The sequence below is a fragment of the Tepidanaerobacter sp. GT38 genome, from assembly GCF_021991635.1.
GTDB lineage: Bacteria > Bacillota > Thermosediminibacteria > Thermosediminibacterales > Tepidanaerobacteraceae > DTU063.
Genome location: NZ_JAFFJA010000039.1, coordinates 1 through 12,598, shown reverse-complemented (window position 1 = coordinate 12,598; position 12,598 = coordinate 1). Strand labels below are relative to the sequence as shown.

Sequence of the window (12,598 nt, the reverse complement as noted above, 5' to 3'; positions counted from 1 at the left end):
GTTCGGCAGGATCTCCCGGAGTTACTGTTACTTGTGTCGAAGTAACTCCTGAAAAAAAAACCATGTTGAATGTCTCCTCTCTCATAGGTGACATTTTATCAGAATAAATTCAACATGACATTATCACAGAATAACAACAGCATAGGGCTCAAAGGCTTGTAAATCAACAGAAACGGTGGTATAATAAAATAAAAACAAAATATTAAGAAATTATTCTTGTAAAACACAAAGTCCTTATTTAACGCCATTTTAATGGGTTTTTAGCCTACCTATAAGGGATTGAAACCGTCTACAGGGACGGGCAACTATTGTCCGCCACCTGGGGTTTTTAGCCTACCTATAATGGATCGAAACGGTATAATAAAACGTCGCGAGTGTTATACCTTGAATTCCGTTTTTAAATTACCTATAAATCTTGAAATTATATCCACATGCTCATAAAGTGTCATCTTCTCTTGGATTTTTAGCCTACAATTATGGCTGAAAGGCTGAAACTGGTTCACGAATTGTTTTTAGTCCACAATGTATAAAAGGATTGAAATTCTTATAAGCTATAAGGAGAGAAAGTTCAGAAGTACTTTCTTTTAGTCACCAAATATAGATTTGTAGCATGTAAAAAAATGCTAATAATCTTAGGAAGTGATTAAAATTAAATAAATAGCCTTTTTAAGGCTGTCAGCCTGTTGACATAGTTCTTTAAATGATGTCAGCAGGTTTTTTATTATTTGATTGAAAAGAAGGAATTATGCAATCTTTTGTTGAAATATTAAAAAAATATCTGCAAAAAATAATTGCAAAAAGTTGCAAGGGAGGTAAAATTTCTTGTGCAGAAGGTTAAACACCTTATTCTTTTAGTAGGCAGCAATCCGTTGCCAAATGCGGTAGCTGGTAAACTTCTTGTCGAATCGGGAGGGACAATAAGTTTAATTTATTCGGAAGGGACTTCAGAAATTGCAGAACGCCTAAAAAATTGGCTCGAAGCTGAGTATAAAAAAGAAGGAACAGAGATTAAAGTTATAAAGAGAGAGGTAAACGAGTCCCAACCTCCTTCAATTTATAAAAAAGTAAAAGATATTTTAAATGAGGTTAATGAGAAAAGCATAGGTCTTAACTATACCGGTGGTACCAAAATGATGGCAGTTCACGCTTATCAAACTGTGAAATGTTGGGCTGAAAAAAATGATATTAATCCTATTTTTAGTTATCTGGATGCACGCACATTAGAAATGATTTTTGATCCAACGGATAAGTCTTATACAAAAGAAAGAGAATATGTTGGAATGAATGTGGAAATGTCGTTGGATGACTTGTTAAGTCTGCATGATTGGAAATTAGGTGAGCAAGGAAACTCTCATTTTAATCTTCCTGAAACGGCTAAGATCATAGCTGAAGAATGTGGGAAAGATGGATTTATCGAGGAATATAAAGAGTTTACAAAACATCTTAATAACAAGAGATTTTTGTGTAAACCAGTTAACGATGATTTAAAGCAAATATACGAAAAGTTATATGAAGAACTGCAAGAAGAATGTAAAGAATTATGCAAGTCTGATGGAACTATTAAACTTACTGATGAATTGAGAAATTGGTTAAAAGGATTTTGGTTAGAAAGTTATTTATATTATATTCTCAATAATAGATTAAGGAATAAAGGATATTTACATGAGTGCTATAAAAATATAGTGACTGAAGAGCCAAAATTCGAAGTTGATGCGGTTGCAATAAGGGGTTATCAGCTTTTTGCTTTTTCTTGTAAGACCAAATGGAATGATAAAAAAGAACTAAAAAAAGCGCTTTTTGAGATATGCATCCGTGCAGAACAATTAGGAGGAGATGAAGCTAGACTGGCTTTAGTTTGCCTTGCAGAAGACCCTGATAAAATCGAGAATGAAATTCGAAAAGATTTTGATCAAGAGAAAAGGGTTAAAGTATTTGGCCGAAAACATCTCTCAAATTTAGAAATATACCTTGAAAACTGGATACTTGAACAGAGTGGAGGGGAGTGACAGAGGAGTGCAGCTTGTAGTTGGGGAAGTGTCAAGGATTCAATCGTATATTTTCGGCACTAATAAATTGAGGGAAAACATAGGTGCTTCCTATTTAGTAGCGCAAGCCACTGAAGATTGGCCGCTAGAGATTATAGAAAAAATTGCCTGTCGGAATAACATATTAGATGATACTTGGGCTCTTAATGACAATAAATGTATAGAAGACGAAGCGGCTCGATTAGATGCTGAAATATTATACGCTGGGGGCGGAAATTTTTCTGTATTGTTTCGAGAGGAAAATACGGCCAAAGAGTTTATACAAAAACTTTCGCGAAAGGTGCTGACGGAAGCTCCAGGCCTTAGGATGGTAATAGCAATGGTAGATTTTCAATGGGGTGAATCGCTGGCCGAAAAAGTTGGAATTGCTATGGAAAAGTTAGAGGAAAAAAAGCGTTCTTACGTACCGTCGGCTCCCTTGCTTGGATTGGGCGTGACTGCTATATGTAGTTCAACTGGGCTTCCTGCGGTTGGATTGACCCCACAAATATATGATGAGCCTGGATATCTTGCTTCAGCCGAAATTTTAGCAAAAGTAGAAAATGCTAAAAGTGCTAATAAAAGGTTGAAAAAAACTATACACCTTAATGAAGATTACGAGTACCCCGAGGAATTAGATCAGTTAGGGCGCTCTTCCGGAGAATACAGCCATATTGCAGTAATTCATATAGATGGAAACGACATGGGGCAACGAAAAAAGAAGATTGGTATAGAATATAAAAATCCTGAAAATAACCGCGATTATATAAGGGCAATTAGAGCATTTTCAAAGGAAGTTAAAGAAGCTTCTAAAAAGGCTATGGAACAAATAATTCAAAAACTAATTACTCGTATAAATGAACAAGATGGGAAAAAAATCATATCTCATTATTCCAAATCTAAGGACGGAAAAAATACTCGAAAGATAACTGAGATTGAATTAGCAAAAACAAGAGAAGAAAAATTTTATCTTCTAATGCGTCCCATCGTATACGGCGGAGATGAAGTAACATTCGTCTGTGACGGAAGACTTGGTTTATCGCTTGCTATCGAATATATGAGGAATTTTGAAAAAGAGACCGAGATACGGGATCAATGCCGCGGCAAAATAACAGTCTGTTCGGGCATTGCTATAGTAAAAGCCCATCATCCTTTTTCTGAAGCATACAAATTGTCCGATGAATTATGTTCATCGGCAAAGAGATATTGGAGAAAAAATAAACTCGAAACCTCCTGTATGGATTGGCAGTTTGTTTTGAGCGGTTTTGCAGGAAGCATCGAAGAGATCCGCAGAAGGGAATACAGAGTGACTAAAGGATCATTAACTCTTAGGCCGGTTACTTTGGGTGAAAATCCGGATAAATCATATCGGACATGGGAAGTTGTGAGAAGAGGAATAAAAGAGTTCCAGAGTCTTGAATGGTTAGGCAAGCGCAATAAAATAAAAGCTTTACGGGAGGCACTGCGTGACGGCGGTGAAGCCGTGGAACATTATTTGACCAGATATGAGCTTGGTGGCCTTCCAGATGTTGAACAATCGCAAAGAAATTGGCCTAAAGAAGGTTGGCAAGATGGATACTGCGGATACTTTGATGCCATAGAATTAATGGACTGGTTTATCCCTCTGGAGGAGGATGAAGAATGAAAATGTACATAAAGATAACCTTAGAGAGTGATGTCACATTCGCACGAGGAGAAGGGGTAGCCGGGCTCGTAGACGAAGAAGTGGAGTACGATCCGGAAACAGGACTGCCTTTTCTGAGAGGTCGAGTGCTTAAAGGACTGCTGGTTGAAGAGTGCGCTAACATCTTTTATGCATTAGAAAAACAAAACTCCAAAGCACTTATTAGGTTAAGGAAAGCGGCTCATTTTCTATTTGGACAACCGGGTAGTACTTTGATAGATGACGCAAAAATACGAGTTGGATCAGCTATGCTTCCCGAAGATTTGAGGATAACTGTAAAAAAGTATGTAAAATCTAAAAAAATATCTCCCTCCGAGATTTTAGAGTCGCTTACGGCTATAAGGCGCCAGACTGCTATAGATGAAAAAACTGGTACACCGGAAGAAGGCAGCCTTCGCTCAATGAGGGTTATACTTCGCGATACTATTTTTTACTCCGAGTTGGATTTTGAAGAAATCCCTTCTATTGATGCTAAAGCATTATTAGCAGCATGCATTCTTTCTTTAAGACGAGCAGGACTTGGGCGAAACCGTGGCCGGGGTCGTTTGCAAGCTCGATTGCTGGATGAAAACAAAAAAGATATTACAGAAGAATGCTTCCAGCATTTTTGTGGGTTGGTAAGGGGTGAAATTGAGTGAAAGTTATATCTTACCGGATAACATTATGTGAACCTGTTATTTTAACTGCTTTAGAAGGGGATCCAAATCAAAGTGTTTCATTAAATTACATTCCGGGGAGCGTACTGCGGGGAGCAATAATCGGGAAATATATGCACGAAAACAATTTGAAAACCTTAAATGCTGCCGACGAAAAAGTGAGAAAACTCTTTTTTGAAGAGACTACTCGATATTTAAACGGCTATCCGGTAGATAGACTAGGCAAGAGGACACTTTCGGTTCCACTTTCCTGGCATCAGGACAAGCAGGCAGTAGCAGAGCAGGATGAAAATTCCTATGCTCCAATTTATGATTTTGCCGTAGATGATCATCCAGACGAAATAGACCATGCTGTAAGTGTAAAGGTGACGTTTTTTAGCATGGATGAAGATGAGGTCCGTCTAGTAAGTCCCATTCGTAGACTATCCATTCACACAGCAAGAAATCGACGTTACGGCAGAGCGATTAAAACTTTAGATACAATGGCAGAGCCATTGGGAGCAGTATACCGCTATGAAGCTCTCGAGGCAGATCAGACCTTTGAAGCTTTAATATTGTGCGATAGTGATGAAGATGCTGAATTCCTAATGGAGTTATTAAAAGTCGAAAAAGATAAAAAATCTGAAGTATATTTTCTTGGCGGTTCCCGCAGTGCCGGTTATGGTCGCGTTAAAATACAAGACGTAAAACTTGTGAATAAAGATTGGCGTGAAGCAGGCGGGAAGTTGAAAAACGCAGGGAATCAGCTAGTTGTAATGTTTTTGAGCGATGTTCTGTTAAGAGATGAAAATGGACAATATACTGCAGATCCAATAGTTGTAACTAATATTTTGAAAAGGAAACTTAATTTAGAACTCAATCAAGAAAAAGTTTTTATGAATACGAAAATTGTAGGCGGGTTTAACAGAAAATGGGGATTGCCTTTGCCTCAGTCACTAGCTACAGGAATGGGAAGTGTTTTCATCTATAGTATAAAAGATCCAAGGCGACTGGATTTAAATAAACTAAGGGAGTTAGAAGAAGAAGGCATTGGAGAGCGCAGAATCGATGGATTTGGCCGGTTGGCTTTTAACTGTTTGGAAAAAAGTAAATTGTCCGTTGAAGAAAAATATGATTCAGGTGATGTTATATTTCCCCAAATTAGAGACAAAGAAAGTATAGAAATCGCTAAACTCATGGTAACGCGGATGTTTGAAAAACATTTAGAAGATATGATAGTTAAAGAAGTCATAAAAAAGGGTGATAGTTTAGCTGGTGAAGATATTAAGAACCTTGCCAAAAATGCTCAGATAAATAGGTTACGCAATATAATACATAACATATCGCTAGATAAAGATAACCCCGATGTGAAGCAGTTGGAGGAATACATAAAAAATATTAAAAAGCACAGTTCAGTAGTAACACAGTTTGAGAAAACAAAGATTGAAAATAAACCTTTACTAGACTGGATAGAAGAGACATTAAATAAAGTAAAATTCGAACAATGGCTTGAATTATTCGGATATCGTAAAAGCCAAATACAGAATTTGGGTGGGGTAAAGCCGGATATAGATGAATCTTTTAGATATCGTTATTTGCTGCGCTACATTGATGCCGTTTTAACGTATGCATTGAAGAAAAAAAGAAAGGAGGGAAATTGAGGTGGCTTATGCTGTATGGGAAGGAAAAACTTCGCGAAAAATAATTGCACGGATAGTGATCGAAGGCGAACTGGAATTGCTGACATCGGCTCACTTTGGCAACGGGGATACCGATGATCTGATGGACATGCCTCTTCTGGTCGACTCTAAAGATGAGAGGACGCCGCTTTTGACGGGTTCTTCTATAGCTGGTGCTCTCCGAAGTTATCTACGGGAGCGGGAAAAGGGCTACTTTGAAAGTGAAGACGATTGCTCGACAGGGATACTTCTGTTTGGTGCACTTAAACGAAACGAAAGCAGAGAAGAAGGAGAACAAAGTCTTTTAATAGTTGAAGACTCACTCGGCACAAATTATGGGGTAGAACTGAGGACCGGCGTTGCTATTGACCCAAAGAGCCGTACTGCAGAACATAAAAAACTTTTCGAAATGGAACTCTGGAGAGCTGGAACCCGGTTTCCCCTCCGATTCGAGTTGTTAATCAGGGAAGGTGACGATGTAAAGAAATTAAAGAGGGGTTTAGCGTCGGCTCTAGAAGGATTCAATAATGGAAGTATAACCTTGGGGGCCAGAAAACGGCGTGGTTTTGGACGAGTTTGCGTGAATGGATGGCGGGTAAAGGAATACGATCTGACGAGTCCCGAAGGACTTTTGCACTGGATAAAAAATGGTGCTGACCCCTTGGTAAATGTGAAGACATATGATGATATTAAAGAGGCATTAGGAGTCGATGAGTTGATTCCTGACAACCGGGAATTTTTTGATCTAGATGCGGTTTTTTCTCTGGAAGGTTCTCTTTTGTTAGATGGGAGCGGTGGGTATCCTGATATCCCGGATAAAGTCCATTTACGCTCAATACAAGCCGATGGTACCAAAAAACCAGTTTTACCAGGTACCAGTGTGGCAGGAGCGTTGCGGGCTCGAGCTTTGAAAATAGCCAATACCATATCCGATAAAAAAGATGCACAAGAATTAATTGATGAGATTTTTGGAAAGGCTAGCGAGGGAGAGACAGAGAGCAGGTCTAGCCGAATTGAAGTTTGGGAGACGGTCATTGAAGAAGGTGAAACTAACTTAGTGCAATTTAGAATAAGTATTGACCGCTTTACTGGCGGTACAAGGGAAAGCGCTCTGTTCAACGAACAGCCCGTTTTCGGTAATGACAAGACATTGATTAGATTAAGGCTTCGTTTATTGAATCCAAAATCTTATGAGATAGGATTACTTCTGCTTTTGTTAAAAGATCTATGGACGGGGGATTTATCTCTTGGAGGAGGCTCCAGCATTGGACGAGGTAGGTTAAAAGGGAAAACAGCTGAGATGCTGTTGTATGATGGTTATAATAGAGATAAATGGAAAATTTACGCTGAAGGACAAGATTTGATTGTTAATGGAGATAAAGAGAGACTTGAAAATTTCGTACGTGCCCTGAATATGCGGCTAAAGGGGGATAGTGATGAAATTAGAGATAAAGATCTGTCCTGCGCTGGTTAGAAAGATAGATACCACTGAAGTACGTGAGGACATAAAGAAATGGTTTGAGAAACAAGCCGCAAAATTTGGCCTGAAATGGTTGCTGGCTCATGCCGACGATGGGGTCATATGGGGGCGTGTCGATGATAGGACGTTGATTACTTCGTCTGAAATTGATGGGGCTTATGATGTATCTCCATCATTGAGGATTGAAACGTTACAGCAAGCAAGACTTTTTGCGCCCAAAGGAGAGATTTTACTTTGGCGCGATGGTGACGGAAATTGGAATGCTCGCTTGATTCGCGATGCAGAGGATGGAGAAGAAGCAGTTTGGCAAGAAGCCGTGGATGAAGCCCAGATTTTATGGGGGACAGATGGGCGAGTCCTTTCTAAAGGTTTTACTTTAATGAGCAATGGCGCGCAAGGACTGCGACATGTGGTGCCTATTGAAGTTAATACAAAGCCTGGAGACCTCAATAGACCTTTGCGCTTGAGGGTAAGGCATTATATCGAGGAAGACGATGAAGGATATGCCCGCATCGTAGCTAGCCGCTTGATGGATATAACCACAGAATCAGAAAGTTGTTGGGGGGAAAAGAAATGAAAGAAAGGGTAATTTTAAAACTACCTAAACATTGCAACCCTATACCAAAACGAACCGCCAGTGCTCCGTATAATTTTGTTCCCCTACCGGAAACTGTGGTTTTGGCGGTAAATGATGCAAAGAATCTCCCAGACCATGACCGTTACGAGCACTATAGTGGATATTTTGATGTGGTACTTACGACTAAATCACCCCTTTATATTCGATGCCCTTTCACTGTAGATGATTTTATGAAAATGGACCAGCAAGATAATTTGCCTTTTCGCGAGCAGGTTAAAAATACCCCTCACTTTTTCTATACGAGGGACCAGAGCAAGCCTGTCATTCCTGGCAGTAGCCTCCGCGGTATGTTAAGAAATCTTCTTGAGATTGTAAGCTATAGCAAAATAAACAAGGTAACTGATTCAAAGATTTTTTATCGCGTAGTGGCAGTTGGCAACGACGATCCTCTCAAGAAACCATATAACGACATTATAAAATATGAAAAAGTAGGTTATCTGATGAAAAAGAGAGATGGCTGGTATGTAAAACCTGCTAAAAAGCCAGCTGATATAGGATGGCCTGAAGATAGACCATTTATTAAGGTAAAAGCTACAAATATTCTCAAGAAAAAAATTAAAGGTTTCGTAGATTTTAATGCGCCTGGATATAGACCTCAATATCATGAAGTTATGTTTGATATAAAGGTTGGAAAAGACGGCAGAAAATATCCAGAAATAAGTAGTAAAGATTCAACCGAACATACATATCCCTATAAAGGTTATTTAATATGTTCAGGCAACATGATTGAAAGCAGCGATGGGGGCGGAAAGTCGCCGCGAAAATATTGCATCTTGGTATTAGAGAGAGATGAAAAAGCTAAGGAGATAAAGATAAATAAACAGTCAATTAGAGATTATTTGAATTCGCTAACGCCATTTCAGAAAGAAGAACCTTTTGATGAAAAGATGGGATGTCTTATAGAAAATCGACCGATTTTCTATGTCGAACGAGATAATGAAGTGCTCTTTTTTGGACATTGTCCCAATTTTAGGGTGCCCGCTTTCGATGAAATTAAGAAAGAGGCCAACAGTCCACTGGATTTTGTTCCAGAACAATTGCGTAGTTCAGATGATATCGACTATGCTGAAGCGATTTTTGGTTTTGTTCGCAATGATAATGGTGTAGGGGGTAAAAAGCAAGCTTATGCAAGCCGGGTGTTTGTGACCGATGCAGTTCTAGAAGAAGGACATAATGATATCTGGCTTTCAAAAGATCCTATCGTGCCAAAAATCCTTGCATCACCGAAACCTACTACATTTTCCCATTATCTGGTCCAGCCATATTGTGAGAAAAGATTACTCAAGCATTATGGCAGTAAAAATGAAACCGTTATCCGCGGCTTTAAACGCTACTGGTTGCAAGGTGAAAGAAACAAAAATCATATTATTGAAAATGACCCTCAATGGTTGGAAGCTGACGGACAAGTTAAGAAAGATAGTAAACAACATACTCAAATAAAGCCCATAAAACCTGGAATCAGGTTTAGATTTCGAATCTATTTTGAAAACCTTTCAGAGCGGGAATTAGGAGCGCTCTGCTGGATCTTAAATCCGCTGGGAGACCCAAAAAAAGAATACTGCCATCAGTTAGGTATGGGAAAACCGTTAGGTATGGGAGCGGTGAAATTAGAAGCAACGTTATATACAATAGATCGGAAAAAGCGCTATAGCACTCTGTTTAATGAAAGCAAATGGGAAACTGGAATTTCCAATGGGGGTCAAAATCTTTCCGATCATCAGACTTTAGAAAAACTCACTTCCGAATTTGAAAAGCATATATTGAGCCAACTCAATCTAAGTCATGAATGCAAGCATTTGTCAGAACTTAAGCGCATTGCCATGCTGCTAAAAATGATGGAATGGCCTGGCTTTCCACCTAAACCAGATAAAGGATTGTATTTGGAAGAAGATAAACGTCCTAATACACGTTATATGAGAATTAAAGAAGAATATAAAGGTATAAAAGTATTCCCCTATAAAGATAGAAATGTATTGCCCGATCCTTCGGCTTTCGGTAAACTAACTGGGAATATAGAACCATAGCCTACGGAGAATAATAAAATTTGAATTGGCGATTTATCGCTTCTGTTAGGTCGATTGGAATGTAGAAGCATGATTTTGTTTGGAACGTCCGGTGTAAAATCACCGGATGTTCCAAACATAATAATGAGGGATTGGAACCGCATTATTGTATTTTTATCTGCAGGTGCTTTGCAGATATTAGCCTACCCATAAATGATAGCCTATTTGCATGAAGATAAACAGATACTTCATGAGATACCCCCTATTCCCGTAAAATGTGATGATAAATTCACAGAAGAAAAAGCATGTTTTTACGGAAGCTATATATCAGGTATCCTTGAATTGCAAAACTTGGATTATCGTGAATTAGAGCTCATAAAACAAAATAGTCATTTTTTTTGAAATAGCTGAGATATAGTTTCAATAAACCCTTTTGGACTTTTTATATGTAACCAAGATAAGTTCAGGCATATTTTGGCATACGAGTATTTATAAGTCAAAAAGCTTTTGATATATTTGGTAAATTTCCATCTGCAAAAGAATTTATTCATCAACAATACTAGAACTTACAAGGAAAATAAAAAGTGAAGAAAGCTATGCTGACTTATCATGAAAAGGAATTTAAAAACCTAAGAGATAAAACGTTAAACTTTCATTAAAGGCGCTTCAAATGGTACTCATGCTATCAGAGTAGCATGGAATTACGATGAACAAAAACAAGACCTTAAGATAAACTATATATGGCTAAATCATGATGATTATGAACGAGAAGTGCTCAAGGGGAAATGTCTGGAGAAAGATTTAGGAGACTTTATAGAAATATCAAAAGAAATCTACCAACTGAAAAAGTAAGGTAATAAATTTGGGTGATTTATGTGTTTTTATGAATAATAATAGGAACTAGTATATATATCTTTACAAAATAATACTTTGCACAAAAAAGTCGTCGACCACCAATAATGCAAAAACAACTGGAGGTCGACGACATTTTTATATTTGCCGGAAAAGGCCTCAAATGCTTGTATATCACCAGAAACATGATATAATAAAATAAAAACAAAATATTAAGAAATTATTTTGTATAAATACGTGATCTTTATTCTGACGCCATTTTAATGGGTTTTTAGTCTACCTATAAGGGATTGAAACTATTTGCACATCCTAAAGCATATCGGAACGGTATACGTTTTTAGTCTACCTATAAGGGATTGAAACTCAAAATCCCCAACAAGGCAGATGCCAATACTCTTGAAGTTTTTAGTCTACCTATAAGGGATTGAAACCTGCAATATTTAACGCTTGTTCAAAAAGCGGTATATTGTTTTTAGTCTACCTATAAGGGATTGAAACTAATTTACTTTGCAACCAAGTATATCTGTTGCAAAGGGTTTTTAGTCTACCTATAAGGGATTGAAACTATATCTTCCATTTATATTACTACCAATTTCTTTAAGTTTTTAGTCTACCTATAAGGGATTGAAACTGAGGCTCACCTCAATTTATCAATTTCTTTTGCCAAGTTTTTAGTCTACCTATAAGGGATTGAAACCTTAATTACAAATGATAAAGTATTTAGTTATTATATAGTTTTTAGTCTACCTATAAGGGATTGAAACGAGTTTGAGGGAGAGCCCTTCTAATGAAACACGACAAAGTTTTTAGTCTACCTATAAGGGATTGAAACGTTCGTTGAACGTGTAATAATCATCCGGCAGGAGCTCGTTTTTAGTCTACCTATAAGGGATTGAAACTAATTTTTTTCAATTCAATCCCTCCTTGGGTTTTATGTTTTTAGTCTACCTATAAGGGATTGAAACAAATTAGGCTTATCAAGGGGGGAGTTGAAGATGTTAGTTTTTAGTCTACCTATAAGGGATTGAAACGTCTTGTGGTGGGAAGGTTTTTTATAAGGTCTGCCAAGTTTTTAGTCTACCTATAAGGGATTGAAACTAATAACTATCTTGCAACTTCACCAACTGGAACTGCAAGTTTTTAGTCTACCTATAAGGGATTGAAACTTCTGGAGGTAGAAGCTGAAGATAGCCGCAAGGCTAGGGTTTTTAGTCTACCTATAAGGGATTGAAACCCAAACGGTGGTGGGGAAGGATAGAGAACTATATTCGTTTTTAGTCTACCTATAAGGGATTGAAACTCTGTATAGCCAGTTTCTTCTCTAAACCTGTCTTTTGTGTTTTTAGTCTACCTATAAGGGATTGAAACCCCTGTTGGTTTTAGACCTAAAACCAATTTTGTAACGTTTTTAGTCTACCTATAAGGGATTGAAACATAAAGACGCTCAAAACAAAGCAATTACGGATTATATGTTTTTAGTCTACCTATAAGGGATTGAAACCCTAAAGAGGTGGGAGTCTTCTTGCTTTATTTACGAGTTTTTAGTCTACCTATAAGGGATTGAAACACGTTAGAACCAAGGCTGTTAATGGTAAAATAAATCC

7 protein-coding genes and 1 CRISPR repeat array are annotated in these 12,598 nt (G+C 37.8%); all 7 genes read left to right on the top strand.

The features are described from left to right. Positions 1-824 precede the first annotated feature (824 nt). The 7 genes from JT739_RS06655 to JT739_RS06625 are packed head-to-tail and all read left to right on the top strand — an operon-like array spanning position 825 to position 10,163. Complete coding sequence (locus JT739_RS06655) at positions 825-2,006, top strand: Card1-like endonuclease domain-containing protein (protein ID WP_237660323.1); 1,182 nt, start codon at positions 825-827, stop codon at positions 2,004-2,006. Positions 2,007-2,013: 7 nt separating this feature from the next. Beyond that, positions 2,014-3,669 carry a hypothetical protein gene (locus tag JT739_RS06650; protein ID WP_237660322.1) on the top strand — a complete coding sequence of 552 codons (1,656 nt, stop codon included), beginning with the start codon at positions 2,014-2,016 and terminating at the stop codon, positions 3,667-3,669. Beyond that, entirely contained in the window at positions 3,666-4,346 is a 681-nt protein-coding gene (locus JT739_RS06645; RefSeq protein ID WP_237660321.1) for an RAMP superfamily CRISPR-associated protein, read from the top strand. Before JT739_RS06650 ends, JT739_RS06645 begins: the two co-directional genes overlap by 4 nt. Further along, a complete protein-coding gene (gene csx10 / locus JT739_RS06640) occupies positions 4,343-6,004 on the top strand; it encodes a CRISPR-associated RAMP protein Csx10 (RefSeq protein ID WP_237660320.1) in 1,662 nt (553 codons plus the stop codon). The genes JT739_RS06645 and csx10 overlap by 4 nt, the downstream gene beginning before the upstream one ends. Position 6,005: 1 nt before the next feature. Next, positions 6,006-7,496 carry an RAMP superfamily CRISPR-associated protein gene (locus tag JT739_RS06635; protein WP_237660319.1) on the top strand — a complete coding sequence of 497 codons (1,491 nt, stop codon included), beginning with the start codon at positions 6,006-6,008 and terminating at the stop codon, positions 7,494-7,496. Next, on the top strand, positions 7,459-8,079 hold the full coding sequence (gene csx19 / locus JT739_RS06630; protein WP_237660318.1) for a CRISPR-associated protein Csx19: 621 nt from the start codon (positions 7,459-7,461) through the stop codon (positions 8,077-8,079). Before JT739_RS06635 ends, csx19 begins: the two co-directional genes overlap by 38 nt. Beyond that, on the top strand, positions 8,076-10,163 hold the full coding sequence (locus JT739_RS06625; protein ID WP_237660317.1) for a TIGR03986 family CRISPR-associated RAMP protein: 2,088 nt from the start codon (positions 8,076-8,078) through the stop codon (positions 10,161-10,163). The genes csx19 and JT739_RS06625 overlap by 4 nt, the downstream gene beginning before the upstream one ends. 1,098 nt (positions 10,164-11,261) lie before the next feature. Then, positions 11,262-12,561: direct repeats of the CRISPR family, unit length 30 nt; unit sequence GTTTTTAGTCTACCTATAAGGGATTGAAAC. Positions 12,562-12,598 lie beyond the last annotated feature (37 nt).